Annotated in this window: 26 protein-coding genes; 13 read left to right on the plus strand and 13 right to left on the minus strand. The window is 68.4% G+C overall.

Translation table 11 applies throughout. From position 1 onward, the window contains the following. Window positions 1-43 precede the first annotated feature (43 nt). A complete protein-coding gene (locus tag ACQY68_RS11580; protein WP_428149581.1) occupies window positions 44-343 on the minus strand; it encodes a BolA family protein in 300 nt (99 codons plus the stop codon). A gap of 45 nt (window positions 344-388) precedes the next feature. Between ACQY68_RS11580 and ACQY68_RS11585 the strand changes: the two genes are divergently transcribed. The 4 genes from ACQY68_RS11585 (at window position 389) to cobS (ending at window position 3,693) form a co-directional block, all read left to right on the plus strand. Then, entirely contained in the window at window positions 389-1,063 is a 675-nt protein-coding gene (locus ACQY68_RS11585) for a J domain-containing protein (protein WP_428149582.1), read from the plus strand. Between the two features lie 67 nt (window positions 1,064-1,130). Next, window positions 1,131-1,556, plus strand: coding sequence for an organic hydroperoxide resistance protein (locus tag ACQY68_RS11590; RefSeq protein ID WP_428149583.1), 426 nt, complete (start codon window positions 1,131-1,133; stop codon window positions 1,554-1,556). A gap of 9 nt (window positions 1,557-1,565) precedes the next feature. Further along, window positions 1,566-2,678, plus strand: coding sequence for an FAD-dependent oxidoreductase (locus ACQY68_RS11595; protein WP_428149584.1), 1,113 nt, complete (start codon window positions 1,566-1,568; stop codon window positions 2,676-2,678). A 10-nt stretch (window positions 2,679-2,688) separates the two neighbouring features. Next, complete coding sequence (gene cobS, locus ACQY68_RS11600; RefSeq protein ID WP_428149585.1) at window positions 2,689-3,693, plus strand: cobaltochelatase subunit CobS; 1,005 nt, start codon at window positions 2,689-2,691, stop codon at window positions 3,691-3,693. Here cobS and ACQY68_RS11605 read toward each other — a convergent pair. Both ACQY68_RS11605 and ACQY68_RS11610 read right to left on the minus strand, forming a co-directional pair. Then, entirely contained in the window at window positions 3,690-4,241 is a 552-nt protein-coding gene (locus tag ACQY68_RS11605; RefSeq protein ID WP_428149586.1) for a DUF2239 family protein, read from the minus strand. The two genes, cobS and ACQY68_RS11605, sit on opposite strands and share 4 nt — an antisense overlap. 65 nt (window positions 4,242-4,306) lie before the next feature. Beyond that, window positions 4,307-4,672 (minus strand): phage holin family protein, encoded by a 366-nt coding sequence (locus ACQY68_RS11610; RefSeq protein ID WP_428149587.1) that lies wholly within the window; start codon window positions 4,670-4,672, stop codon window positions 4,307-4,309. A gap of 152 nt (window positions 4,673-4,824) precedes the next feature. Between ACQY68_RS11610 and ACQY68_RS11615 the strand changes: the two genes are divergently transcribed. Next, entirely contained in the window at window positions 4,825-5,133 is a 309-nt protein-coding gene (locus tag ACQY68_RS11615; RefSeq protein WP_428149588.1) for a CsbD family protein, read from the plus strand. Between the two features lie 212 nt (window positions 5,134-5,345). Here the strand turns inward: ACQY68_RS11615 and clpA are convergent, their stop codons facing one another. The 4 genes from clpA to ACQY68_RS11635 form a co-directional block, all read right to left on the minus strand. Beyond that, window positions 5,346-7,658 carry an ATP-dependent Clp protease ATP-binding subunit ClpA gene (gene clpA / locus ACQY68_RS11620; protein WP_428149589.1) on the minus strand — a complete coding sequence of 771 codons (2,313 nt, stop codon included), beginning with the start codon at window positions 7,656-7,658 and terminating at the stop codon, window positions 5,346-5,348. Between the two features lie 12 nt (window positions 7,659-7,670). Then, window positions 7,671-8,003, minus strand: coding sequence for an ATP-dependent Clp protease adapter ClpS (gene clpS, locus ACQY68_RS11625; protein WP_303694323.1), 333 nt, complete (start codon window positions 8,001-8,003; stop codon window positions 7,671-7,673). A 104-nt stretch (window positions 8,004-8,107) separates the two neighbouring features. Continuing rightward, window positions 8,108-8,833, minus strand: coding sequence for a hypothetical protein (locus ACQY68_RS11630; protein WP_428149590.1), 726 nt, complete (start codon window positions 8,831-8,833; stop codon window positions 8,108-8,110). Further along, window positions 8,830-9,309 (minus strand): RNA polymerase sigma factor, encoded by a 480-nt coding sequence (locus tag ACQY68_RS11635; protein ID WP_428152650.1) that lies wholly within the window; start codon window positions 9,307-9,309, stop codon window positions 8,830-8,832. The genes ACQY68_RS11630 and ACQY68_RS11635 overlap by 4 nt, the downstream gene beginning before the upstream one ends. Before the next feature lie 129 nt (window positions 9,310-9,438). Here ACQY68_RS11635 and ACQY68_RS11640 point away from each other — a divergent pair, with 129 nt between their 5' ends. Both ACQY68_RS11640 and ACQY68_RS11645 read left to right on the plus strand, forming a co-directional pair. Next, entirely contained in the window at window positions 9,439-10,752 is a 1,314-nt protein-coding gene (locus ACQY68_RS11640; protein ID WP_428149591.1) for a S8 family serine peptidase, read from the plus strand. A gap of 90 nt (window positions 10,753-10,842) precedes the next feature. Next, window positions 10,843-11,535: a hypothetical protein gene (locus tag ACQY68_RS11645; protein WP_428149592.1), complete on the plus strand. Its 693-nt coding sequence runs from the start codon at window positions 10,843-10,845 to the stop codon at window positions 11,533-11,535. Between the two features lie 87 nt (window positions 11,536-11,622). On the opposite strand, the gene ACQY68_RS11650 is transcribed toward ACQY68_RS11645, so the two are convergent. After that, entirely contained in the window at window positions 11,623-12,114 is a 492-nt protein-coding gene (locus tag ACQY68_RS11650; RefSeq protein WP_428149593.1) for a phasin family protein, read from the minus strand. A 341-nt stretch (window positions 12,115-12,455) separates the two neighbouring features. On the opposite strand from ACQY68_RS11650, the gene ACQY68_RS11655 reads away from it, so the two are divergent. Further along, on the plus strand, window positions 12,456-13,934 hold the full coding sequence (locus tag ACQY68_RS11655; RefSeq protein ID WP_428149594.1) for a D-alanyl-D-alanine carboxypeptidase: 1,479 nt from the start codon (window positions 12,456-12,458) through the stop codon (window positions 13,932-13,934). Window positions 13,935-14,588: 654 nt separating this feature from the next. Here the strand turns inward: ACQY68_RS11655 and ACQY68_RS11660 are convergent. After that, on the minus strand, window positions 14,589-14,924 hold the full coding sequence (locus ACQY68_RS11660) for a hypothetical protein (RefSeq protein ID WP_428149595.1): 336 nt from the start codon (window positions 14,922-14,924) through the stop codon (window positions 14,589-14,591). A gap of 100 nt (window positions 14,925-15,024) precedes the next feature. Here ACQY68_RS11660 and gatB point away from each other — a divergent pair, with 100 nt between their 5' ends. Then, the gene (gatB, locus tag ACQY68_RS11665; RefSeq protein WP_428149596.1) at window positions 15,025-16,527 is read left to right on the plus strand and encodes an Asp-tRNA(Asn)/Glu-tRNA(Gln) amidotransferase subunit GatB; all 1,503 of its coding nucleotides are present in this window, start codon (window positions 15,025-15,027) and stop codon (window positions 16,525-16,527) included. Window positions 16,528-16,534: 7 nt separating this feature from the next. Further along, a complete protein-coding gene (locus ACQY68_RS11670; protein WP_428149597.1) occupies window positions 16,535-17,269 on the plus strand; it encodes a 2OG-Fe(II) oxygenase in 735 nt (244 codons plus the stop codon). Window positions 17,270-17,329: 60 nt separating this feature from the next. Here the strand turns inward: ACQY68_RS11670 and ACQY68_RS11675 are convergent, their stop codons facing one another. Next, window positions 17,330-17,740, minus strand: coding sequence for an RcnB family protein (locus ACQY68_RS11675; protein WP_428149598.1), 411 nt, complete (start codon window positions 17,738-17,740; stop codon window positions 17,330-17,332). Between the two features lie 117 nt (window positions 17,741-17,857). After that, a complete protein-coding gene (locus tag ACQY68_RS11680; protein WP_428149599.1) occupies window positions 17,858-18,778 on the minus strand; it encodes a glycerophosphodiester phosphodiesterase family protein in 921 nt (306 codons plus the stop codon). A gap of 130 nt (window positions 18,779-18,908) precedes the next feature. On the opposite strand from ACQY68_RS11680, the gene plsY reads away from it, so the two are divergent. Both plsY and dprA read left to right on the plus strand, forming a co-directional pair. After that, window positions 18,909-19,547 carry a glycerol-3-phosphate 1-O-acyltransferase PlsY gene (gene plsY, locus ACQY68_RS11685; protein ID WP_428149600.1) on the plus strand — a complete coding sequence of 213 codons (639 nt, stop codon included), beginning with the start codon at window positions 18,909-18,911 and terminating at the stop codon, window positions 19,545-19,547. Then, the gene (dprA, locus tag ACQY68_RS11690) at window positions 19,544-20,626 is read left to right on the plus strand and encodes a DNA-processing protein DprA (protein WP_428149601.1); all 1,083 of its coding nucleotides are present in this window, start codon (window positions 19,544-19,546) and stop codon (window positions 20,624-20,626) included. The genes plsY and dprA overlap by 4 nt, the downstream gene beginning before the upstream one ends. Here dprA and ACQY68_RS11695 read toward each other — a convergent pair. Further along, the gene (locus tag ACQY68_RS11695; protein WP_428149602.1) at window positions 20,623-20,871 is read right to left on the minus strand and encodes a hypothetical protein; all 249 of its coding nucleotides are present in this window, start codon (window positions 20,869-20,871) and stop codon (window positions 20,623-20,625) included. The genes dprA and ACQY68_RS11695 overlap by 4 nt on opposite strands. A gap of 148 nt (window positions 20,872-21,019) precedes the next feature. Between ACQY68_RS11695 and topA the strand changes: the two genes are divergently transcribed. Beyond that, window positions 21,020-23,665 carry a type I DNA topoisomerase gene (gene topA / locus ACQY68_RS11700; RefSeq protein WP_428149603.1) on the plus strand — a complete coding sequence of 882 codons (2,646 nt, stop codon included), beginning with the start codon at window positions 21,020-21,022 and terminating at the stop codon, window positions 23,663-23,665. A 13-nt stretch (window positions 23,666-23,678) separates the two neighbouring features. Here topA and ACQY68_RS11705 read toward each other — a convergent pair whose 3' ends face one another. After that, on the minus strand, window positions 23,679-24,350 hold the full coding sequence (locus ACQY68_RS11705; protein WP_428149604.1) for a glutathione S-transferase family protein: 672 nt from the start codon (window positions 24,348-24,350) through the stop codon (window positions 23,679-23,681). Between the last annotated feature and the right edge of the window lie 20 nt (window positions 24,351-24,370).

Here is a 24,370-nt window from a genome sequence, read left to right on the forward strand (position 1 = left end):
GCTATGACGAACCTTCTAAGACGAAGTGAACGCTGATCTTTCCTCACCCACCGGCTTCGTCGGGGGTCCGGGCCTTGATCGACAGGGCGTGCACCGGCCCGGCCAGTTCCGCCGCCAGCACGGCATTGACGGACCGCTGGCGCTGTACACGCCCCATGCCTGCGAAAGCCTGTGAGACGATGGTCAGATTAAAGTGGCTCTCGCCGCCGGGCTGGGCGTCCATGCCGCCTTCGTGGTGGTGTCCGGCGTGCCTCCAGCTGTCGTCTTCGAGCTCCAGCCGTGTCGGCTGGAACGCGGCTGTCAGTTTTTCCCGCATAATCGACGCGATCGGGCCTTCCGGCATGTCGGTTTCCTTGATGGTGACCAATTCGACCCTACACTGGGATCAATGCCAGCGTCATTCGACTACAAGCCCCGTTTCAAGGACATGCGGATCAAACCGCCCAAGGCCGGCGAAGAAGCCGAAGCCGAGGCCGATGTCCTGCGTCTCAAGCCCGGCGAGAAACCGTGCGACTGGCCCGACTGCACCAAGGCCGCCACAGCCCGGGCGCCGAAGTCGCGCGAGCGGCTCAACGACTTCTATGAATTCTGCCAGCCGCACGCAGGCGAGTACAACAAGGGCTGGAACTTCTACGCCGGCATGAACGAGGCCCAGGTCCGCGCGGCCCAGGAAAACGAGGCCATGACCGGCGGCCGTCCCACCTGGGAGATGAAGGCCGGCAAGAACTCGCGCGAAGCCGCCGCCTTCGCCTCGAAGATGGGCACCGCCAACACCACCGGCGCCGGCTCCTGGCAGGACAGCTTCGGCCTGTTTGGTCGTCGCGTCCGCGAACAGGCGGTGCGCGAGGAAGAAGGCCTGCGGATCGGCAAGCTGGAGCGCCAGGCCCTGGCCGACCTCGACCTCGATCTCCGCACCGACAAGCCGGGCATCAAGGCGCGCTATCACGAGCTTCTGAAACGCTTCCACCCCGACCTGAACCAGGGCGATCGCGGCGCCGAAGCCAAGCTCCAGCGCGTCATCAAGGCCTACAAGACGCTGAAGAAGGCGGGTCTGGCCGCCTAGGCAAGGCATCCCTCTCCCGCCGGGAGAGAGAACGCCTATCTAAGGCTCCCCATCACAGGAGCTTTCCATGGATGTTCTCTACACAGCCCGCGCCACGGCTTCCGGCGGCGGCCGCGACGGTCGTTCGGCCACCGACGACGGCAAGATCGACGTCACCCTGTCGGTGCCCAAGGCCATGGGCGGCGACGACGGTCCCGGCACCAACCCCGAACAGCTGTTCGCAACCGGTTACGCGGCCTGCTACCTCGGCGCCCTGCGCCTGGTCTCGGGCAAGGCCGGCACGCCCGTCGGCAAGGACACGAAGATTCACTCGACCGTCGGCTTCGGCCCCAACACCAGGGGCGAAGGCTTCAACCTGGCCGTTACGCTCAAGGTCACCGACCACGGCCTGGAGCAGGCCGTCATCGAGGACCTGATCGAAAAGGCCCACGCCGTCTGCCCCTACTCCAACGCCACCCGCGGCAACGTCGACGTGGAACTGTCGGCCGCCTAATCTGAGGCCATGAGCGCCCCGTCTCTTCAGGTTCTGATCGTCGGCGCCGGTCCCACGGGACTGGCGGCGGCGTTGTTCCTGGCGCGGCGGGGCGTCGCCGTCCGCATCGTCGACGAGGCCGCCGGCCCCACGACCACCTCCAAGGCCCTGGCCGTCAATCCGCGCACGCTCGAGTTGCTGGCGGACACAGGCGTCGCCGACCGCGTTCTGGGTGAAGGCCAGCGGATCGACACCATCCGCGTCGCCCACCAAGGCCGGACGACAGCCACCCTCCGTCCCTGCTGGGACCGGATCGCGCCCGGTCGCCCCATGACCATCCTGCCCCAAGCCCGCACGGAGACCCTGCTGGCCGAGGCGCTGGCCGACCTCGGCGTCCGCCCGGAGTACGGCGCGGGCCTGACCGGCCTGACCCAGACCGCCGACAGCATCACCGTCACACTGTCGAGAGGCGAAACGGTGACCGCCTCACTGCTGCTCGGCGCAGACGGAGCCCATTCGGAGACGCGCCACGCGCTCGGCCTCGACTTCCCCGGCGACGCCTCGGACGAGCCCTGGCATCTGATCGACGTCGCGATCGAGGGGGCGCCGCAGGACGAGGCCCGGATCGAGTTCCAGCGCGCCGGGCCGCTGATCACCCTGCCCTTCTCGGGCGGCGTTTTCCGCATAATCGGCTTCGGCGCCGACCTGCTGCCGCGCCTGCCCGCCGGCTGGAAGGCGGGCCCGGTCCTGTGGCAGTCCGACTTCAAGGTCTCGCACCGGATGGTCCCGACCATGGCGGTCGGCCGCGTCGCCCTGGCCGGAGACGCCGCCCACATCCACTCGCCCATCGGCGGACGCGGCATGAACCTCGGCATCGAGGACGCTTTCGTCTTCGCCGCCTGCGCCGCGGACGCCCTGAACGGAGACCTGTCGCGGATCGCCGACTACGCCCGTGTCCGGCACGCCGTCGACGCCGCCTGGGTCAAGACATCTCGGGGCCTGACCGGCTTCGTCGCCGGCCAGTCCCTGCCCGTCCGCGCGCTCAAGCGGATCGCCCCTCTAATCGCCGCATCCGTGCCCGGATTGATCGATCAGGCGCTCAAGCGCGGTATGGGTCTCGACCACCCGACGGCGGTGCGATAATCGCAGGCCCATGGCCTCTCCCCTCGACGCGACCCCCGATCCGCTGCTGACGTTCGAACCCCACCGCAAGGCTTCGGTGCGCGAGGTGTTCGGCATCGATTCCGACATGATCGTGCCGGTCTTCGACACGGTCGACAGCCACGTCCCCGAGGTCGATCCGGCCTACAAGTTCGACCCCCAGACCACGCTGGCCATCTGCGCCGGCTTCGCCTTCGACCGTCGCGTAATGGTCCAGGGCTATCACGGCACCGGCAAGTCGACCCACATCGAACAGGTCGCGGCCAAGCTGAACTGGCCCACCGTTCGCGTGAACCTGGACAGCCACGTCAGCCGCATCGATCTGGTCGGCAAGGACGCCATCGTCCTCAAGGACGGCAAACAGATCACCGAGTTCCGCGAGGGCATGCTGCCTTGGGCCCTGCAACGCCCGATCGCCCTGGTGTTCGACGAATACGACGCCGGCCGCCCCGACGTGATGTTCGTGATCCAGCGCGTGCTGGAGGCCCAGGGCCGCCTGACCCTGCTGGACCAGAACCGCGTCATCCGCCCGAACAGATATTTCCGCCTGTTCGCCACGACCAACACCATCGGTCTGGGCGACACCTCGGGCCTGTATCACGGCACCCAGCAGATCAATCAGGGCCAGATGGACCGCTGGTCGATCGTCACCACCCTGAACTACCTCGACCACGACGTCGAAGCCGAGATCGTCGCCGCCAAGGCGCCGGAGTGGAACACCGCCGACGGCAAGCGCGCCATCGCCGCCATGGTCCGCGTCGCCGACATGACCCGTAACGCCTTCATGAACGGCGACATCTCGACGGTCATGAGCCCCCGCACGGTCATCACCTGGGCCCAGAACGCCACCATCTTCGGCGGCGACCTCGGCCTGAGCTTCCGTCTGACCTTCCTCAACAAGTGCGACGAGCTGGAACGGCCGACGATCGCGGAGTTCTACCAGCGCGCGTTCGGGGAAGACCTCCCCGAGGCGGCGACACGGGTGAAGGTGGGTTAGGGCGACACCAGTTCTGTCGAGTATCGACGCACACCCTCCGGCCAGCCCGCCACCGCCGCCTCGAACCCTGCCGCGTCCCCCGCGAACAGCCTCCGCGTCGCCTCCTCATACCCCGGCAAGTCCCCCGCCACGGAGGTCATGAAGCGATAGGCCGCCTCCCGGCCCTTGCGCACCCGGTCCGGCCCCTCGGCCTCGCGCAGGGCGCCTTCGACCAGTTTCCGCAGCGCCACTGACGCCCCGCCGGGCTGGCCAGCCAGCCAGTCCCAGTGGCGCGGCAACAAAGTCACCTCCCTCGCCGTCACGCCGAGCTTCGGCCGCCCCGGCCCGCGCTTCTCCTCGACCGGCGGCGCCAGGCGCGCCATCACAGCTTCCAGATCGCCGCGCAGATCGAACTCGACCGGCCGGGCGTCGGCGTCGTCGAACACCAGCACGCTCTCGCCCGCCTCGACCGCCGCCTTGACCGCGCCGACGACCTCCCGCGGCGATCCGGACGCGATCATCCGGTGGCCGGCGAAGGCAGTGCAGGACTGGACTGTGGCGGCGGACATGGGCGGCTCCTAAAGATGGGCCCCGATTTACCCGGATAAAACCGCCCTCGTCAATATCGTCCGGGTTAATCCCGCGCGACGGCCCGCCGGTCGTCAGGAATGATCGATCCGACGATCCAGCTGACCACCCCGGTCACTACCGCCGCGCCCACCCCCGCCCACAGGCCGTCGACCACGAACCCGCCCAGGAAACTCGCCACGATCCCGATCGTCGCCGCGTTCACGACCAGCAGGAACAGACCGAAGGTGATCACCGTCAGCGGGAAGGTCACGAACACCAGCACCGGCCGCACGATGGCGTTGACCAACCCCAGCAGCACCGCCGCTGCGATCAACGACCCGGTCGACAGGAACTCGACCCCCGGAACCAGATAGGCCGACAGCCATAGGCCCAAGGCCGTCACCACCGCCTGAAGAATGAACCTCAGCATCGTCGTCTCGCTCCCGGTTTCGCCATTATCGTCACGCTTGATATCGCCACGCTTGGACGGGCTCGCAAGGACCGATCTTCACGGAACCTGAGCGGTTCGTATGCGCTATCCCGACACGCCTCCCCGGCACACCCTCTGCAAGGATTTCGACCATGACCGACGAACGTATCCAAGGCGCCGCCAGCGGCCTGAACGGCAAGCTGAAAAGCGGCCTCGGCAACCTCACGGGCGACACCAAGCTCCAGCTCGAAGGCAAGTTCGACGAAGTGAAGGGCAAGGCGCTCGACTACTATGGCCGCGCCCTCGACCAGCTCGACACCCTGTCGGACCGCGCACCGCAGGACCTGCGCGGCCCGGTGAAGACCGGTCTCGACTTCGCCCGCCGCAAGCCGCTCCTGACCACCGGCATCATCGCCGGCATTGCCTTCCTGATGGCCGGCTCCGGCCGCCGCCGCTACTAGGCTTCAGCCCCAGACAAACGAAAGGCCCGGGATCGCTCCCGGGCCTTTTGCAATTGTCTCCTCCCTGTTCGCCGCTTGGCGAATGGGGAGGTGGCGGCGAGTCCTTCGCGAGCTGACGGAGGGGTTCCGGAGGCGGCAAGACCCCCTCCGTCTCTCCGCTTCGGTCCGAGCCACCTCCCCATCGCCGCGCGACGGGGAGGAGACCGATGTCCTCAGACCGCCACCCCTTCGATCGTTTCCTTCACCGGACCGCCGCTGGCGGCCTTGATGTCGAAGACGATCTTGCCGTCCTTCAGCTCGACCTTCACATGGCCGCCACGCGTCAGGCGTCCGAACAGGATGTCGTCGGCCAGCGGCTTCTTGATGTTTTCCTGGATGACCCGGCCCAGGGGGCGCGCGCCATACAGTTCGTCGAAGCCGTTCTTGGCCAGCCAGTCGGCCGCGTCGTCGGTCAGCTCGATGGTGATGTTCCGGTCCGCCAACTGGGCTTCCAGTTGGAGAACGAACTTGGTCACCACCTGACGGATCACTTCGGGCTGCAGGGCCTTGAAGCTGACCACCGCGTCCAGACGGTTGCGGAACTCCGGCGCGAACAGGCGCTGGATGGCTTTCTCGTCCTCGCCCTCGACCTTGCCGCGACCGAAGCCGATGGAGGCCCGGGCGTTGTCGGCCGCGCCGGCGTTGGTGGTCATGATCAGGACCACGTTCCTGAAATCGACCTTCTTGCCGACCGCGTCCGTCAGCATCCCGTTGTCCATGACCTGGAGCAGGATGTTGTAGACATCGGGGTGGGCCTTCTCGATCTCGTCCAGCAGGACCACGGCGTGCGGATGCTGATCGACGGCGTCGGTCAGCAAGCCGCCCTGGTCATGGCCGACATAGCCAGGAGGGGCGCCGATCAGACGCGAAACGGTGTGCCGCTCCATATATTCCGACATGTCGAAACGCAGCATCTCGATGCCCAGGGTCGAAGCCAGTTGCTTGGCCACCTCGGTCTTGCCGACGCCGGTCGGACCGGCGAACAGGAAGGATCCGATCGGCTTCTGCGGATCGCGCAGGCCGGCGCGGGCCAGCTTCATGGCCGAGGCCACCTGCTCGATCGCCGCGTCCTGACCGAAGACGGCCCGGTTCAGGTCCTTCTCCAGCTCGCGCAGGCCCTCGGTGTCGGACTTGGACACCGACTTCGGCGGGATGCGGGCCATCTTGGCGACGACGGCCTCGACCTCCTTCTGGCCGATGACCTTCTTCCGCTTCGACTCAGGCAGCAGCATCTGCGACGCCCCCGCCTCGTCGATCACGTCGATCGCCTTGTCGGGCAGTTTGCGGTCGGTCATGTAGCGGGCCGACAGTTCCACGGCCGAGCGGATCGCCGCATCGGTGTAGCGCAGCTTGTGGTGACCCTCGTAGGCGGTCTTCAGCCCCTTCAGGATCTTCACCGTGTCCTCGACCGTCGGCTCGTTGACGTCGATCTTCTGGAAGCGACGCACCAAGGCGCGGTCCTTCTCGAAGTGCTGGCGGTACTCCTTGTAGGTCGTCGACCCCATGCAGCGCAGGGTGCCGGACGCCAGGGCGGGCTTCAGCAGGTTGGACGCGTCCATCGCCCCGCCACTGGTCGCGCCCGCGCCGATCACCGTGTGGATCTCGTCGATGAACAGGATCGCGTTCTCGTGGTTCTCGAGTTCCTTGACGACCTGCTTGAGCCGTTCCTCGAAGTCGCCGCGATAGCGGGTGCCGGCCAGCAGCGCCCCCATGTCGAGGCTGTAGATGGTCGCGCCTTCCAGCACGGCCGGGACCTCGTGGTTGACGATCTTGCGGGCCAGACCTTCGGCGATGGCGGTCTTGCCGACGCCGGGTTCGCCGACCAGCAGCGGGTTGTTCTTGGTCCGGCGGCACAGGATCTGGATCGAGCGATCCACCTCGGCCTGACGCCCGATCAGCGGGTCGATCTTGCCGTTACGCGACTTCTCGTTGAGGTCGATGCAGTAGGCTTCCAGCGCCTCGCCGCCCGACTTCACGGCGGCCGCGTCCTCCGCCTCCTCCGGCGACTGGCCGCCGGTCTTGGCCGGACGCTGCTCGCTCATGCCCGCCTTCTTGGCGATGCCGTGGGCGATGTAGTTGACCGCGTCGTACCGCGTCATGTCCTGCTCCTGCAGGAAGTAGGCGGCGTGGCTCTCGCGCTCGGAGAAGATGGCGACCAGCACGTTGGCGCCGGACACCTCTTCGCGACCCGACGACTGGACGTGGATCACCGCGCGCTGAATCACGCGCTGGAAGCCGGCGGTTGGCTTGGCGTCCTCGCCGTCAGAGGTGGCGAGCGCGGCCAGATCGGTGTCGACGTAAAGCGTCAGCGCCGTCTTCAGCGCGGTCAGGTCGACGTTGCAGGCCTTCATCACCGCCGAGGCGTCGGCGTCATCGACAAGGGCCAGCAGCAGGTGCTCGAGCGTCGCATACTCGTGGCGGCGTTCGTTGGCGTAGGAGACCGCGCGGTGCAGGGTCTCTTCGAGAGGACGTGAAAACGAGGGCATGGGGAGATCCTCTCAGTCTTTTTCCATAGTGCATTGCAGCGGGTGCTGGTGACGGCGCGCCGTCTCGACCACCTGGGCGACCTTGGTTTCGGCCACTTCGTAGGTGAAGACGCCGCACACACCGACGCCATGCTGGTGCACATGCAGCATGATGCGGGTCGCGTCCTCGCGGCTCTTCTGGAAGAACCGCTCCAGCACATAGACGACGAATTCCATCGGCGTGTAGTCGTCGTTCAGGATCAGCACCCGATAGAGCGAGGGCTTCTGAAGCTTGGGTTTCGTCTCGGTGATGGTGCCAGCGCCGAAGCCCTGATCCTGTCCTTCACCTGGCCGTTTGGTAGGCATCCGTTGTCCGTCATTTCGGGGGAGTCGAAACGCTATGTAGGAAGTGTCAGCCGCTTTTGTAGTCGCGTCCAGTCACGGCTGTCGTGAACGGGCGCGCCGAAGGCTCAACCCCAGCCGGCGTCCCGCGCACGGGTCTCGTCGGCGGCGTCCAGAGTCTCCCCCGCGATGGTCGCATCGACGGCGCTCAGCACGGCCTCGGGCGTCTCGCTCCCCGCCCGACGGATTTCGCCCGTCAAGCCCTGCAGCGGCGCCAGCACCTGCATCGTCCATTCGCCGTCGGCGTGGCAGGCCAGGCCCGCCACCCCGGCCTCGGCGGCCCGGAAGGTCCGGCACCAACGCCCCTCCCCGTCCCTGAAGGTCAGTCCGACCGACCGGCCCGACCCGTCGGCGCCGTCCGCGCTCAGCCGTGTGTCGAGCACCCGCACCAGTCCCGCGTCGGCCAGCGCTCCGCCCTCGACCCGAACCCCCTCGGCTCGCCCGTCCAGCAGCGGCCCCAGCGCCAGCCCACCGACGAAGGCCGCCGTCGCCAGCCCGCCCCAGATCACCGCCCGGCGCGGCGCCAAGGCTTCCGCCAGCGCGCGGCCGATCCCGACGAACGGGGACGCCTTCGCCGCGCCCGAGGCCGCGATCATTCGCGCCAGGTCCCGGTCCCGCGCATCGACCGCGACCGGAAACGCCTCCACGGCCGCCTTGCGGGCGCCGCGCATCGCCGCCAGCCGCGCCGCAACGTCCGGCTCGGAGGCGGCGGCCGCATCGACGCGTGCGACGTCGGCGGGGTCCAGTTCGCCGTCCACGCGGCGCATCAGGATTTCGTCGTCCAGCCGGGTCATCCGGTCACTCCTTGTTCGGCCAGGGTCTGGATCAGGCTCTGCCTGCCCCGGACAAGCCGGCTCGTCAGCGTCCCGGCGGGCACGCCCAGCACCTCCGCCGCCTCGGCGTAGGAAAGGCCCTCGATCAGAACCAGCGCGACCGCGTGCCTCTGCTCGTCCGGCAGGGCGTGTATGGCGTCGCGCGCCGCCAGGGCGTCCGCGCGCAGACTTTCGTCGGCCTGGCTTATGTCCGCCACCCGGACAGTCGCGTCGTCCTCGGCGGCCACCACCTTGCCCCACCGCAGGACCGACCGGCCTTCGTCTATCGCCAGCCGCCTCATGATCGTGAAGGCCCAGCTGTCCAGGCGCGTACCCGGGCGGAATTTCGAACGCGACGCCAGCGCTCGCTCGACCGTCTGCTGGACCAGATCCTGCGCATCCGCATCACGGGTCCGCAGAACACGCGCAAAGCGGCGAAGGCGAGGAAGCAACTCCACAAGCCCCGTCTGAAATTCGTCCAAGCCCTTACCTCGTCCATGTCGGATGAAACGACCGGCCCCGTTCGTTTCATCCATGGCATAAGACGAATGTATGGCCGCCGGGCAAGGGCGGACGAAAGGAAGACGATGGCTCTGGTCAGACAGAGGGCGGCAAGGCGGATGGCGGGATGTCTGGCCTTGGCCGCCGTCGCGGTTGCGACGCCGTCCTGGGCCCAGTGGGGCGGACTGCCCGCTCCCGCCCTGCCGACGCTCCCGTCGGGACTCACAGATCGGTTGCCCCTGACCCGCGACGGTCTGATCCCGAATAGCCTGGACCGCCTGCTCCAGGCGCCTGCCCGGCTGGACGGCCTCGTCCGTCGATCGCACGGCGCGTTGCAGGCCGACCCCTTGGGCTGGCCCGTCGTGTCCGGCGAGATCGTCGCCGTCGACCTGTCGCCCGAGGCGCGGGCACGAGCCCTCGCGGCCGGCTATTCCGTCCTCCGCGAGGAGCCGCTGGAGGCCCTCGGCCTGACCGCGACCGTGCTGGCCCCGCCGCGCCGTCTCTCCCTGAGCCGCGCGGTCGACCGGCTGCGCGAGATCGCCCCGGACGCCGAGATCGCCTTCAACCATGTCCATTCCCCGGCGGGGATGACCGGCGTCGGCGCGACCGGCGGTCCGGTTGCGACGGGCCCGCAGGCGATCAACGCCCGCCTGGGCCTGATCGACACCGGCATCGACGTGACCCACCCCGCCTTCACGGCCTCGGGCGTCTCCCAGCGCGGTTTCGCCGGCCCCGCCCGCGTCGGCGCCCACGGCACGGCCGTCGCCTCCCTCATGGTCGGCCGCAGCGGGGCCTTCTCCGGCGGAGCGCCGGGCCAGAACATCCTGGTGGCCGACATCTATGGCGGCGATCCCGCCGGAGGCACCTCGACCGGTCTCGCCCAGGCCCTCGCCTGGATGGTGGAACAGCGCGTCACCGTGGTGAACGTCAGCCTCGTCGGACCGCGCAACGCCCTGGTAGAGCGCGCCGTCGCGGGGGCCCAGGCGCGCGGCGTCACCCTGGTCGCCGCCGTCGGCAACGACGGCCCGGCCGCCCCGCCCCTCTATCCGGCCTCCTACGAGGGCGTGGTCGGGGTCACGGCGGTCAGCGCCCGCGACCGGACCCTGCCCGAGGCGGCGCGCGGCCCCCAGGTCGACTTCGCCGCGCCGGGCGCCGACATGGCCGCCGCCGGTTCGGCCGGAAGCTGGACGACGGTGCGCGGATCCTCCTTCGCCGCCCCGATCGTGGCCGGGCTTCTGTCCCGCAACGGTGGCGGGGCCGGGGCCGTCACAGCCCTCGCGAACTCGGCTGCGGATCTGGGCGAACCCGGCCGCGACCCGGTCTATGGCGCGGGCTTGGTCGGAACCGGCTCTCGCGTCGCACCGGCCGGCATGGGCGCCCGGGGCCGGCTGTCGCGCTGAAAATTTCAGCCCGTCGGGATGAAAGCCGACAGGCGGGTCGTTGGACCCTGTGAGGGCGAACACCGCCCACGACACACAGGAGAGACTCCCATGAAGAAGACACTCACCCTGGCGACCGTCGCCTTCGGCCTGGCCCTGACCGGCGCGGCCCAGGCCCAGATCCTCGGCGGTTCCGGCGGACTGGGCGGCAGCCTCGGCGGCGGACTGGGCGGAGGCCTCGGCGGTCTGGGCGGAGCCGGCGCCGGCGCCTTCAACGGGACCGGGTCGCTGACCGGCGGTCTCGACGCCTCGCGACTGCGGGATCGCGCCACCGACGGCCTGACCCGCGCCGAACGCCGCACCCAGGCCGCCCAGGCCCGCGCTGCCGCCGCGGCCTCCCGCGCCGGCGACCGGGCCGGAACCGCAGCCGCCAACGGTCAGGGCGCGCTCGGGGGCGCGCTGAACCGCGCCGGTTCCCTGCGAGGCGAAGGCTCGGGCGCCCTGAACGGCGCTTCCTCCTTCACCGACGGCGCGCTCTCCAGCTCCGCCTCGGGCGCCGGCCAGGGCGGCCTGGTCTCCGCACCGGCCGCCGGGGAAAACGCGACGGCGCCCGCGTCCGACAATCAGGCCGCGGCGTCGGCCCCCGCCGCCGACCCGCAGCCGGCCGCCGGCGATCCTCCGGCCCGCAGCCGCACCCGCGCCCTCAACGGCGCAGCCGGCGTCAACGCCGGCGCCTCGGCAAACCGCAATGGCGCCTCGGTCTCCGCCGGCGCCACGGCTTCCGGTTCTGCCCGTCGCGACTGAGCCCCTCCCGCGACGCGCATGAAGAAGGCCCCCCGGATCGCTCCGGGGGGCCTTTTCAGTACGCGATACTGTGGAAGGCAGGTCGCCTTAGCGAGCGGCCTGGAACTTCTCGACCGAGGCGGTGACGCGCTCGTTGATCGGCTTGAAGCTGTCCTTGACCGAACCGGTCAGGGTCTCGGTCATCTTGGTGACTTCCGAGAGGTAGGTTTCCATCGCCGACTTGGCGAAGTTGGTCTGCAGCTCGATCAGCTCCTGGATCGAACGGGCCTGCGAGATCGTCTGGGCGGCGGCGACGCCGGTTTCCCAGCTCGACTTCGAGTACGAAACGACCTGGGCCGACAGGGCCTCGGCGCCCTTCTGGGCGGCGGTGGCCGAAGCGGTCAGGGCTTCGAGGTTCTGCTTCGACTGGGCCGACAGCTCGGCGATCGTGGCCGAGGTCTTCTCGACGCCTTCGCGCAGGGCTTGCGTGCCCTTGGTCTGGAACTGTTCGGCTTGGGCCTTGAACTGCTCGCCCTGGACCTTGGCGGTCGTGGTGGCCTGCTCGATGGTCTTCTTCACGGTGGCGGCGGTGTCAGTCATGATCGTCTCCTGAACCAGATGGATCGCGGGCTGGCCCGCTGAATGTGTCTCTCCCCGGGCGATTCCCGGCTCGATGAAGCCCATATGGTGCAAGTGCGAACACGCGTCAAGGACTCTTGTGCACTGCAACATATGATCGTCGATCACATTCCGCAGGCGGCCTCCGGAAGAGCGCGCCCGTCAGGATTGGTTCGTTCAAATCCGCGTTGATACCTGCTTAACCACCGTGAAACCTGACGGCCTCATGCTAGACTCATAACTTGCGTCGCGCCGGGGGGCCGTCGTCGCGTCACGGGAATAAGAGGCTTCGCTTGGCGATGATGCGTAACGGATCGACCCCCATGCGCCGCGTGATGGCAGGGCTCTGCGCGCTGACGCTTCTCGTCGGCCTCGCCAGTCTCGGCATTCACAGGGTTCAGGCCCAGACCGGCGAGAACAGCCGCTACGCCGCAATCGTCGTCGACGCCGGTACGGGCGAGGTCCTGTTCGCCCGTCACGCCGACAGCCGCCGCTATCCGGCCTCGGTCACCAAGATGATGACCCTCTATCTGACGTTCGAAGCGCTGGAGAAGGGTTCGGCCACGCTCGACGACGTCCTGACCGTCTCCCCGCTCGCCGCCTCCCAGCCCCCGTCCAAGCTCGGTCTCGCGGCCGGTCAGACGATCCGCCTCGACGACGCCATGCGCGCCACCACGGTCCGGTCGGCCAACGACATGGCCATGGCCATCGCTGAACACATCGGCGGCTCCCAGGCCCGCTTCGCCTCCATGGCCACGCTGAAAGCCGAAGAGCTGGGCATGACCCAGACCCGCTACGTCAATCCGAACGGCCTGCCCGACAGCCGCCAGCTGACATCCGCTCGCGACCTGGCCATCCTCGCCCGCGCCATCATGCGCGATTATCCCCAATATTACAGCTACTTCGGCCTTCACGACTGGAACTATCAGGGTCGCGAGTACCGCAACACCAACGGCCTGCTGCTGAGCGGTCAGGGCTATGACGGCATCAAGACCGGCTTCACAAACGCCTCGGGCTACAATCTGGCGGCCTCGGCCGTGCGTAACGGCAAACGCGTGATCACCATCGTGCTCGGCGGCCGCTCCAGCCCGACCCGCAACGCCCACGTCGCCGCCCTGATGGACACCGGCTTCGAGGTCGAGAACCGCCGCGCCGCCGGCGAGCGAATCCAGACGGCCCAGACCTTCTTCGAGGCGCGCGGCTTCGGCATCGGCGGTCCCGACACCGGCGGCCCGGTCGCCTACGCCGCCCTCAACGGCGCCCCGACCGCCGAACGCGAGGAGGGCCAGGGGTCCAGCAGCGTGGCCTGGACCGCCCTGCCGGCGCCGGTGTCCCAGCCGACGCCGACGCCCTCGCCGCCCGGCTACACCCGCGCCACGCCGATTCCGCCCGCGGCCACGCCCGCCGCGCCGCCGGTCCGCCGCGCAGAGGTCGCGGCGCCGCCCCGCACCGGCAACCTGACCGCCAGCCTCAACGGCGGCGTCGCCCCGCCCGCCGGATCCGCCTCGAACCTGAATCGCGGCGCCGTCGCCAATCCGCCTCGTCCGGCCGCGACGCCCCCGGCCGGGCGTTGGGCCGTCCAGGTCGGCGCCTTCCGCGACGCGACCGTGGCCCGGAACTGGCTGACCGAGGTCAATCGTCGCTTCCGGACCCAGTTCTCCAGCGCCGAACGCAATGTCATCGACGTCGCCGGCTGGCATCGTTCGCGCTTCACCGGCATGAGCGAAGCCGCCGCCCGCAGCGCCTGCGAAGCCCTCGACGCCCGCCGCGTCACCTGCATGGTCGTCCGCCCGGGCGGTTGATGGCCTTTCCCTCTCCCACCGGGAGAGGGAGTCCGTGCCATACCCATCAACACATCCGCCCAGGACCCCAACGATTTCAACGCCCGGGGTTATTTAAAGCCTTCCTGTGCGCCCCCTCCCGGACCGGGCGTACACTGTGCGCGTCCCATCGCAGGGGGAAGGCGTCCTGGGCCCAGGACCCGGACGTGTGGTGGGGCGCGATCGAGCGGGAAACTGTATCGCTGCGCGCGGCCGAGGACCCTGATCCGGCGACGACCTGGATCCGTGGAGGCACGAACCGGCGCTGATGCAGCACTGTCCATGGGGTGACAAACCGTGGAGCCCGGAGGGACCTGACACCCTCCGCCCGTCGCGGGCCTAGGTCGGACAGGGTTTAAGCGGCGCAAAGCGTGGGGGTCGACAGCGACGAAAACCCCACAGGCTGCACGAAGCCCGTCACCGGCCGCTCGCGTGAACCGGTCGCGACGGAGCCCTTGGCGCGAGCCGAAAACTTCTCATCCGGTCCCCGTAACGCGAAAGCAGGGGGCCATCCCGGTTCCGGGCGACCGCCCGGGCTCCGTCGACTTCCCCACCCGTTCACAGCGGAAGAGCGATGACGTGTGCCCGGCAGTCTCCCTCCCCCCGAGGGGGAGGGATCATTTTACCGCGCCCGGCTCAGGTCGCCGGCAGGGCCTTCAGATCCGTGTCGATGGCTTCGATGATGGCCGGGGTGACCGCGCCGCCCGACATCGGGGCGACCTGGGCCAGGGTATAGTCCTGGAACTGCGGCAGGGCCGGATGCTGGGCGACGCCCGGCAGGTGTTTCTGGATCACGGCGGCGGTCTCGGGGTTGGCCAGCAGGTCCTTGATCGAGCTTTCGATGGTCGGGCGGGCGGAGGCGTGGGCCTCGTGACCGGCGTGGGCCGCGTGATCCTGGGCCGGAGCGGTCTGGGCGAAGGCGGTGGTGGAAACGGCCGCGAGAACGACGGCGGCGAAGACGGTCTTGATCATGGAGACACTCCTGAGGGTGAGGCGGCCAGATGACCTGCAAATCGCGACAGGCTCAAGACAGGAACTTTCGCTGCGCCGCACGCGGCGCTAGGAAAGCCGGATGACCGACACCCTCTCCTCCTCGAAACTGATCCAGGGCCGCACCGGCGACTGGGAAATCGTCATGGGCCTGGAAATCCACGCCCAGGTGGCCTCGAAGGCCAAGCTGTTCTCCGGCGCCGCCGTCGGCTTCGGCGCGGGCCCCAACGAGCAGGTGTCGCTGATCGACGCGGGCTTCCCCGGCATGCTGCCGACCCTGAACAGGCATTGCGTCGAACAGGCCGTAAAGACGGGTCTCGGCCTCAACGCCGCGATCAATCGCAAGAGCCAGTTCGACCGGAAGAACTATTTCTATCCCGACCTGCCCCAGGGCTATCAGATCTCCCAGCTCTACTTCCCCATCGTCGGCGAGGGCGTGGTGGAGGTCGAGGCCGAGGACGGCTCCTTCTTCAACGTCGGCATCGAGCGACTGCACCTGGAACAGGATGCGGGCAAGCTGATCCACGACCTGTCGCCCGTCGCCTCCTATGTCGATTTGAACCGCGCAGGCACGGCCCTGATGGAGATCGTCTCGCGCCCCGACATCCGTTCGCCGGAAGAGGCGGTCGCCTACGTCAAGAAGATCCGCACCATCCTGATCTATCTCGGCACCTGCGACGGCGACATGGAGAAGGGCAATCTGCGCGCCGACGTGAACGTCTCGGTCTGCCGCGCCGGGAACTACGCGAAGTTCAAGGAGACCGGGGACTTCAAGTTCCTCGGCACCCGCTGCGAGATCAAGAACGTCAACTCGTTCCGCTTCATCTCCCAGGCCATCAACTACGAGGCCCGTCGCCAGATCGAGATCCTCGAGGACGGCGGCAAGATCGTTCAGGAGACCCGCCTCTACGACCCCACGGCCGGCGAGACCCGCTCGATGCGCTCCAAGGAAGAGGCGAACGACTACCGCTACTTCCCCGACCCCGACCTTCTGCCGCTGGAGCTGGAACAGGCCTGGATCGACGCCATCAAGGCCGACCTGCCCGAGTTGCCCGACGCCAAGCGCCGCCGCCTGATGGCGGACTACGGTCTGTCGCAGTACGACGCCGTCGTCCTGATCTCGGAACAGGCCAAGGCCGACTATTTCGAGGAAGCCGCCAAGGGCCGCGACGCCAAGCTGGTCGCCAACTGGGTCACGAACGAGCTGTCGGCTCGCCTCGCCGCCGCCGGCAAGGATTTCTCCGAAAGCCCCCTGCCCGCCTCGCAAGTGGCCGAACTGGTCGCCCTGATCGAGGAGGGCGTCATCTCCTCGAAGATCGCCAAGGAAGTGTTCGACCACGTCTGGAACGGCGAGGGCTCGCCCCGCACGGTCGTCGAGGCGCGCGGCCTGGTCCAGGTCAACGACACCGGCGCCATCGAAAAGGCCGTCGACGACCTGATCGCCGCCAACCCCGACAAGGCCGCCGCCGTCGCCGAAAAGCCCCAGGCCCTCGGCTGGTTTGTCGGCCAGGTCATGAAGGCCACCGGCGGCAAGGCCAATCCGGCCTCGGTCAACGAAATTCTGAAGGCCAGGCTGGGGCTCTGAGACCGGGATGCGTGCCGATCAGCCGCCGACCCTGCGAATGAACGGCACGCTGCGCCCCGACGCTTGGCGCGACGCCTTCGCGGCGCATCGGCGGCTGCATGTGCCCGAGATCCTCACGCCCCGCTCGGCGCGGGAGTTGCACCAGACCCTCGTCGAGGCCGACGATTGGGTGCGGTGCATCCACCTGGCGGCGGATCAGGACGTCGACATCACCATGGCGGAACTGGACGCCATGACCGAGGCGGACCGGATTGCGCTGGAGCATTCGCTGGTCGATTCCTCCACCGACCACATCAAATACGTCTTCGACAAGATCCGCATAAGTTCGCAACTGGATGCGGGGGGCGTCGTCGCCGCGCCGATGCGGGCGATCCATGACTTCGTCAACGCGCCTGCGTTTCTGGATTTCTTTCGTCGACTGACCGGCGATACGAGAATCGTCAGGGCCGACGTGATGGCGACCCGCTATCTCCCGGGTCATTTCGCCAGCGCCCACGCGGACGAACTGCCCGACGCCAAAAGGCTCTACGCCTACGTCCTGAACCTGACGCCGGACTGGCGTGCGGATCAGGGCGGCGTGCTGATGTTTCTGGATGAGGACGGCCATGTCGCGGAGGGATATGTGCCGCGGTTCAACGCACTGAATGTGTTTGCCGTGCCTCAGGTCCATGCGGTTTCCGTGGTTTCGCGGCTCGCGACCGCGCCCCGACACTCTGTGACGGGGTGGATTCATGCGGCCTGAAAACGAAGAAAGGCCCGCCCGGATCGCTCCGGACGGGCCTCTTCTTCAATCGGACGGCGTCTAGTTGCCGAGCAGCGACAGGATGACGCCGGTGGCCAGCGCTGCGATCACGACGTCGCCGGTGTCCGTGCGGTAGTAGCCATAGCCGCGCGGGGGCTGACGCCAGCCGTAGCGGTCATAGTCGCGAACGTACCAGCGGCTGCGATACTCGTACGGCAGGGTCGCACCGCGATAGTAACGGCGGTTGTCACGATATTGGTCACGCTGGCCGCGGCGCCAGTCGTTGTAGCGTTCGCGGTCCGTGTAGCGGCCGCCGTCCCAGCGATTGTGGTCCGAACGACGCTCCCAGCGCTCGTAGCGGCCGTCGCGGTCACGGTCTCCGCCACGCCAGGACTGGGCCGACGCAGCGACAGGGGCGGCGAGCGTGGCCAGAGCCACAGCGCCGATGACGAACAGATTGGTCTTCTTCATAGCACTCCTCCTTGGATGGGATGCGCGGGGTGAAGCGCGCGAGGCCCGACCTTGAGGATGAGTTTCGTCGTCCCGGCATGAACTCAGGCTGAACGGGCCGTTAAGGAAAACCGGCCCTCAGCGAGGGCATCGTTCAGCCGCGGCGACCTGGGTTGCCAGCACCGACTTGACCACCAGAGGCGCATCCGTCGCGATGATCACCGCGCCCTGATCGAACAGGTCCCGATACTCCAACGGATCGCCGTCCGCGGCATACTGGTCGTCCAACCGCCGGCCCGGCGCGCCGAGCGTACCGAACTGGGCCTCAACGCCCGCCTCCGCCAGCGACCGCCACAGCGCCGGCCGCACCTCCCGCGTCCCGGTCCAGGCCAGGATCTGTGGCGCGCTCAGGCCTTGCAGACCTGCGACGTCATCCAGTCCGGCGGAGATCATCATCTCGGGCGCCAGAGCCGCAACGGCGCGCGCAGTCTCAGGCGTATAGGTGATGAGGATAACCCGGTCCTGAGCGCCCGCCGCCCGTACCTCCGCGATCACGGCCCGCGCCAGGATGACTGTCGCCGCCTCGTCAGCGGGCTTCAGGTCGATGCTGGCGATGGCTTCGACCCGACCAGCGGCGTCGAGCGCCTCGCGCAGGGTCGGCGGCGGGGCGTCGGTCACATGGCCGTCGGTTGCCTTGAGCCGCGCCGCACGCACCTGGGCAAAGGTCAGGTCAGCGACCCGGCCCGTCCCCGTCGAGGTCCGCTCCATCGTCTCGTCGTGCATCAGCACCAGCCTGCCGTCGCGGGTCAGGACCGCATCGATCTCTAGGATCGCGCCGGGAATCGCCCGGCCTGTCGCCTCGATGGCGGCGATGGAATTCTCCGGCTGATCGTCGGCCGACTGGGCCCGGTGAGCGGAGATGCCCACGCCGCCGCCCTGTCGCACACAGTCGAAATAGGCCGCCAGCGCCGGCGCGTTCGACGGGCTTCGCATCGGGGTCGCCGCGCACCCGGAAGCCAGAAGGGCGGTCATCAGCAAGGGGGCGAGGAAACGGGTCATGGGGTAACCTGTACGATCGGGGCCGTCCTCATAGCCCTCCGGATCGACGGGCGTAAGACAGCCGCATCCCTTGCCCGCGCCGACGGGCCGACGCATGGTCTCAGCCAACGCCTATCGGGGAGAGAATCGGTTGCAGGATCTTGTGGCGCCAGCCTTGGGCACGCTCGCGGCGGTCGCCGTCGGCGGCTACCTGCTGGGCTCCATCCCGTTCGGCGTGCTTATCACCCGCGCCGCCGGCGCCGGCGACGTGCGCAAGATCGGCTCCGGCAATATCGGCGCGACCAATGTGCTGCGCACCGGTCGCAAGGACCTGGCCCTGGCCACCCTGCTGCTCGACGCGGGCAAGGGCGCCGCCGCCCTGCTGATCGCCCGTCATCTGTTCGGATCGGAGGTCGCCGGAGCCATCGCCGGCGGCGCCGCCTTCCTCGGCCACCTGTTTCCCGTCTGGCTGGGCTTCAGGGGCGGCAAGGGCGTCGCGACCTTCTTCGGCCTGCTGATCGCCGCCTGCTGGCCGTTGGGTCTGATGGCCGGCGCGACTTGGCTGATCGTCGCCTTCGCCCTGCGGTACTCCTCGCTGGCCGCCCTGATCGCCGCCGCCGCCGCGCCGCTCTACGCCCTCCTGCCCTTACCTGCCCTCGGCCTGCCGGCGGCCCAGCCGATCTTCGTCCTGGCCATCGTCACGGCGATCCTGATCTACATCCGCCACCACGAGAACATCGGCCGCCTGTTGAAGGGGGCTGAACCCCGCATCGGGGCCGCGAAGACGTGAGCCTGCCGGAAGCCGAGCGCTTCGCCCGCCTGCGCCTCGCACGCGCCGAACGGGTCGGCCCGGTCTTCTTCCGCCAGCTTCTGGACCGGTTCGGAAGCGCGGAGCGTGCGCTGGACGCCCTGCCCGACCTGATACGAAAAGGCGGCGGTCACGGCTACAGTCTTCCGCCTGTCGAGCACATCGAACAGGAATTGGCCGCCGGTGATCGGGTCGGGGCCGTGCTTCTGGTTCTGGGCGACGACGCCTACCCGCCGATGCTCGCCGCCGTCGATCCTCCGCCGCCTCTTCTGTGGACCCGGGGCGACGTCGCCCTGCTCTCCCGGGAAGCAGTCGGCATGGTCGGCGCCCGGATCGCGTCCGCCGGAGGCCAGCGGATCGCGCGCGGCCTCGCCCAGCAACTGGGTCAGGCCGGATTCGTCGTCGTCTCGGGTCTGGCCCGGGGCATCGACGCCGCCGCCCATGCCGGATCGCTTGAGACCGGCACAGTCGCCGTCCTCGGCGGCGGGATCGACGACGTCTACCCCTCCGAGAACGCAGGCCTCTACGACCAGATCGTGGAACAGGGCTGCGTCGTCTCCGAAAGCCCCGTCGGCGCCCGGGCCCAGGCGCGGGATTTCCCCCGTCGCAACCGCATCATCTCCGGACTGTCGCGCGGCGTGATCGTCGTCGAGGCCGAGTTGCGGTCGGGGTCCCTCATCACCGCACGTCTGGCCAATGAACAGGGGCGCGACGTCTTCGCCGTGCCGGGTTCGCCGCTCGATCCGCGCTCGAAAGGTCCCAACGAACTGCTCCGTCAGGGCGCGATCCTGTGCGAGGGCGTCGATGACGTCCGTCGCGCCTTCGGGACCCTGAGGACCCTGCGAGAGCCAGTGGCGGACCATCCGTTCGACGGCGTCCCGGACGAGATCGACACCGCCTTTCTCGACCGGGTCGCCAGTCTGCTGTCTCCAACGCCGACGCCGCGGGACGAAATCGCGCGCGCCCTGAACGCTCCGATCGGGGAAGTGGCCGCCGCCCTGCTGGAACTCAGCCTGACCGGACGGGCGACACTGCTTCCGGGCGGATCGGCGTCGATCTAGGCGGGCCGCCGCCGACCGGGATCGACGATCTGCGTGGCAGGTCGGTCCAACGGCTTGCTTGCCAGTGCTGAAGCGCTTTCCAGAAGTTTCTGCAGCACGTCGTCGCCGTCCCATCGCGCCATCTGGGCCAGTTCCAGCGCCATTGCGGAGATGTATTCGCGCACCGGAAACTCGGTCGCCGCCTCCTGCTGCGTCGCCCTGCTCGGCTTTTCTCCTGCCGCCTCGCTCGCGCGCTGCACCGCCATGGCTCTCTCCCTTACCCTGCCGGACAATGAATACAACTTCAGGTATTTTGACAATCTTAACGAGAGAATGAGCGGAACGGTTCCGCCCGGTTGACAGGGTTCGCAACCCTGACCACGTTCCACACCCCTCCTCCCAGACTGAGCCGTAATGAATCTCGTCATCGTCGAGAGCCCCGCAAAGGCCAAGACCATCAATAAATACCTCGGTCCCGACTTCGAGGTTCTCGCCTCCTACGGGCACGTTCGCGACCTGCCGTCCAAGGATGGCTCGGTGAAGCCGGACGAGGACTTCGCCATGGAATGGGAGGTCGACGCCAAGGCGTCCAAACGTCTTTCCGAGATCGCCGAGGCGGCGAAGCGCGCCGACCGCGTCATCCTGGCCACCGACCCCGACCGCGAGGGGGAGGCGATCAGCTGGCACGTGCTCGACGTCCTGACCAAGAAGAAGGCGCTGAAGGACACCCACGTCGAACGGGTCACCTTCAACGCCATCACCAAGGCCGCCGTACTCGAGGCCATGGCCAATCCGCGCCAGCTCGACATGGAACTGGTCGAGGCCTACCTGGCCCGCCGCGCGCTGGACTATCTGGTGGGCTTTACCCTGTCGCCGGTGCTGTGGCGCAAGCTGCCCGGCGCAAGGTCGGCCGGCCGGGTCCAGTCGGTCGCCCTGCGCATCGTCGTCGACCGCGAGATGGAGATCGAGCGGTTCAAGGCCCAGGAATACTGGTCGATCGAGGCCGATCTGGCCGCCGACAGCCCGCCGTTTACGACCCGTCTGGTGAAGCACGAGGGTAAACGTATCCAGCGTCTGGACATCCCGTCGGAGGCCGTGGCCTTCGCCGCGCGAGACGCGATCAAGGCCGGCAACTTCACCATCCGGTCGATCGAGAAGAAGCCGGTCCGCCGCTTCCCCTCCCCGCCCTTCACCACCTCCACGCTTCAGCAGGAGGCGTCCCGCAAGCTCGGCTTCGACGCCCAGCGAACCATGCGGGCGGCGCAGAAGCTGTACGAGGGCGTCGACGAAACCGGCGGCCTCATCACCTATATGCGGACCGACGGCGTCCAGACGACGCCCGAGGGCATCGCCCAGGCCCGCGAAGTCATCGGCGAGACCTTCGGCCCCGCTTTTGTCCCGGCCGAGGCCCGCTACTACAAGACCAAGGCCAAGAACGCCCAGGAGGCGCACGAGGCGATCCGCCCGACCAATATCGCGCGCCGCCCCGACAGCCTGCGTCTCGAGAGCGACCTGCAGCGGCTCTACGAACTGATCTGGAAGCGGATGGTCGCGTCCCAGATGGAGGCCGCGCGCCTGGACCGGACTACGGTCGAGGTCGAGACGCCCGACGGCCAGACCGGCCTGCGCGCCACCGGCCAGGTCGTCACCTTCGACGGCTTCCTGGCCGTCTACGAGGAAGGCCGCGACGAGAAGCAGAAGGGCGCCGAGAGCGATGAGGACGACGATTCGACCCGTCTGCCCGCGCTCAAGGAAGGCGCGAAGGCGAAGGTCGAGGCGATCCGCACCGAACAGCATTTCACCGAGCCGCCCCCGCGCTTCTCCGAGGCCACTTTGGTCAAGAAGCTGGAAGAGCTGGGCATCGGACGGCCCTCGACCTACGCCTCGATCCTGACCACCCTGCGTGACCGCGAATACGTCCGCATGGACAAGAACCGTTTCTATCCCGAGGACAAGGGACGGCTGGTGACGGCCTTCCTGGAGCAGTTCTTCCGCAAGTGGGTCGAATACGATTTCACCGCCGCACTGGAGACCCGCCTCGACGAGGTTTCGGCCGGGGACCTGAACTGGAAGGTGCTGCTGCGCGAGTTCTGGAGCGACTTCCATGTCGCAACCCAGGCGGCGGGCGAACTGCGCACCACGGCCATCCTCGACGCCCTGAATGAGAGCCTGGGGCCGCACATCTTCCCGATGAAGGAAGACGGGTCGGACCCGCGCGAATGCCCCTTGTGCCATCAGGGCCAGCTGAGCCTGAAGACCAGCCGGTTCGGCGCCTTCGTCGGCTGCTCGCGCTACCCCGACTGCAAGTTCACCCGGCCCGTGGCGGCGCCCGATGCGGCCGACGGCGGCGCCGAGGGCGGCGATCGGGAGCTGGGCGTCGATCCGGCGACCGGCCTGCCGGTGCAGCTGAAGATCGGACGCTTCGGCCCCTATGTCGAAACGGCCGTGGAAGGCGAGGAGAAGCCGAAACGGTCCTCCCTGCCCAAGGGCTGGAGCCCGGCGTCGCTGACGCTGGACCAGGCGGTCCGTCTGCTGGGCCTGCCGCGTCCCGTGGGCGACCACCCCGAGGACGGCAAGCCGATCACCGCGGGTCTGGGTCGCTATGGTCCCTTCATCCTGCACGCCGGCACCTATGCCAATGTCGCGGACATCGACGAGGTGTTCGAGATCGGCCTGAATCGCGCCGTGGTCCTGCTGGCCGAGAAGCGGGCCGGCGGGTTCAAGGGCCGGGGCGGCGCCACAGCTCCCCTCAAGGACCTCGGCGCCCACCCGGAGACGGGCGAACCGGTTCACGTCATGGCCGGCCGTTTCGGGCCGTATGTGAAGTCGGGCAAGATCAACGCGACCCTGCCCAAGGGCACGGCGCCCGAGGACATGACGATGGACGTGGCCGTGCCCCTGCTGGCCGCCCGGGCCCTCGCCGCCCCGTCCAAGGGCAAGAAGGCTCCGGCGAAGAAGGCGGCGCCCAAGGCTGCTGCGAAGAAGCCTGCAGCCAAGAAGCCGGCCGCGAAGAAGGCCGCACCGAAGAAGGCCCCCGCCGCGAAGAAGGCGGCGGAGTAAACTCCGTCGCCGGTCAGATCTTCGCCAGCTCCGGCTGTCTCGCCTCGGCGGCCCTGAACGGCGCCAGCTGGTCGGCAAGCGCGCGCTGGAAGGCGGGCCGCGCCTCGCAGCGGGCGACATAGGCGGCCAGGGCCGGATACTCCGCGACAAGGGTCGTGTGACGCAGGTCGCGAAGGACATGGGTCATGATGATGTCGGCGGCGCTGAAGGCGCCGTTGGCGAAGAACTGGCGGTCACCGAGCGCCGTCTGCAGATCCGCCAGACGCTTCCTCACGAACACCTCGACCTGGGGCCGGCGCTCCTGCGCCCAGGCCTCCTGCGCGTGGAACAGGTCGATGCCGGCCAGCTGTCCGACCCAAGGCTCCAGGCTGTTTGAGGCGGCGAACAGCCAGGTCAGGACCATGGCGCGGCCCGCCTCGTCAGCGGGCATCAGGGCGTCGGAAGTCTGGGCGATATAGAGGACGATGGCCCCGCTCTCGAACATCTGCACCTTGTCGTCGCGATAGACGGGCACCTGGCCGAAGGGCTGCATCGCCCGGAAATCGGGGGAGGCCTGCTCCTCGGGCCCGATCAGATGGTCGCCATAGGGGATGCCCGCCTCCTCCAGCGCCCAGCGGACGCGGATGTCGCGGACCGAGCCTTGGGCGAACGGCGGGACCCATTTGAAGGCGGTGACACGGTTCATGGTTTCTCTCCCGGACGTCT

Source organism: Brevundimonas sp., from assembly GCF_965278935.1.
Classification (GTDB): Bacteria; Pseudomonadota; Alphaproteobacteria; order Caulobacterales; family Caulobacteraceae; genus Brevundimonas.

Excerpts from the sequence above, each read along its gene's own strand:
- ACQY68_RS11580 (WP_428149581.1), bottom strand. The coding sequence starts at position 343 with ATGCCGGAAGGCCCGATCGCGTCGATTATGCGGGAAAAACTGACAGCC.
- ACQY68_RS11585 (WP_428149582.1), top strand. The coding sequence starts at position 389 with ATGCCAGCGTCATTCGACTACAAGCCCCGTTTCAAGGACATGCGGATC.
- ACQY68_RS11590 (WP_428149583.1), top strand. The coding sequence starts at position 1,131 with ATGGATGTTCTCTACACAGCCCGCGCCACGGCTTCCGGCGGCGGCCGC.
- ACQY68_RS11595 (WP_428149584.1), top strand. The coding sequence starts at position 1,566 with ATGAGCGCCCCGTCTCTTCAGGTTCTGATCGTCGGCGCCGGTCCCACG.
- cobS (WP_428149585.1), top strand. The coding sequence starts at position 2,689 with ATGGCCTCTCCCCTCGACGCGACCCCCGATCCGCTGCTGACGTTCGAA.
- ACQY68_RS11605 (WP_428149586.1), bottom strand. The coding sequence starts at position 4,241 with ATGTCCGCCGCCACAGTCCAGTCCTGCACTGCCTTCGCCGGCCACCGG.
- ACQY68_RS11610 (WP_428149587.1), bottom strand. The coding sequence starts at position 4,672 with ATGCTGAGGTTCATTCTTCAGGCGGTGGTGACGGCCTTGGGCCTATGG.
- ACQY68_RS11615 (WP_428149588.1), top strand. The coding sequence starts at position 4,825 with ATGACCGACGAACGTATCCAAGGCGCCGCCAGCGGCCTGAACGGCAAG.
- clpA (WP_428149589.1), bottom strand. The coding sequence starts at position 7,658 with ATGCCCTCGTTTTCACGTCCTCTCGAAGAGACCCTGCACCGCGCGGTC.
- clpS (WP_303694323.1), bottom strand. The coding sequence starts at position 8,003 with ATGCCTACCAAACGGCCAGGTGAAGGACAGGATCAGGGCTTCGGCGCT.
- ACQY68_RS11630 (WP_428149590.1), bottom strand. The coding sequence starts at position 8,833 with ATGACCCGGCTGGACGACGAAATCCTGATGCGCCGCGTGGACGGCGAA.
- ACQY68_RS11640 (WP_428149591.1), top strand. The coding sequence starts at position 9,439 with ATGGCTCTGGTCAGACAGAGGGCGGCAAGGCGGATGGCGGGATGTCTG.
- ACQY68_RS11645 (WP_428149592.1), top strand. The coding sequence starts at position 10,843 with ATGAAGAAGACACTCACCCTGGCGACCGTCGCCTTCGGCCTGGCCCTG.
- ACQY68_RS11650 (WP_428149593.1), bottom strand. The coding sequence starts at position 12,114 with ATGACTGACACCGCCGCCACCGTGAAGAAGACCATCGAGCAGGCCACC.
- ACQY68_RS11655 (WP_428149594.1), top strand. The coding sequence starts at position 12,456 with ATGCGCCGCGTGATGGCAGGGCTCTGCGCGCTGACGCTTCTCGTCGGC.
- ACQY68_RS11660 (WP_428149595.1), bottom strand. The coding sequence starts at position 14,924 with ATGATCAAGACCGTCTTCGCCGCCGTCGTTCTCGCGGCCGTTTCCACC.
- gatB (WP_428149596.1), top strand. The coding sequence starts at position 15,025 with ATGACCGACACCCTCTCCTCCTCGAAACTGATCCAGGGCCGCACCGGC.
- ACQY68_RS11670 (WP_428149597.1), top strand. The coding sequence starts at position 16,535 with ATGCGTGCCGATCAGCCGCCGACCCTGCGAATGAACGGCACGCTGCGC.
- ACQY68_RS11675 (WP_428149598.1), bottom strand. The coding sequence starts at position 17,740 with ATGAAGAAGACCAATCTGTTCGTCATCGGCGCTGTGGCTCTGGCCACG.
- ACQY68_RS11680 (WP_428149599.1), bottom strand. The coding sequence starts at position 18,778 with ATGACCCGTTTCCTCGCCCCCTTGCTGATGACCGCCCTTCTGGCTTCC.
- ACQY68_RS11695 (WP_428149602.1), bottom strand. The coding sequence starts at position 20,871 with ATGGCGGTGCAGCGCGCGAGCGAGGCGGCAGGAGAAAAGCCGAGCAGG.
- topA (WP_428149603.1), top strand. The coding sequence starts at position 21,020 with ATGAATCTCGTCATCGTCGAGAGCCCCGCAAAGGCCAAGACCATCAAT.
- ACQY68_RS11705 (WP_428149604.1), bottom strand. The coding sequence starts at position 24,350 with ATGAACCGTGTCACCGCCTTCAAATGGGTCCCGCCGTTCGCCCAAGGC.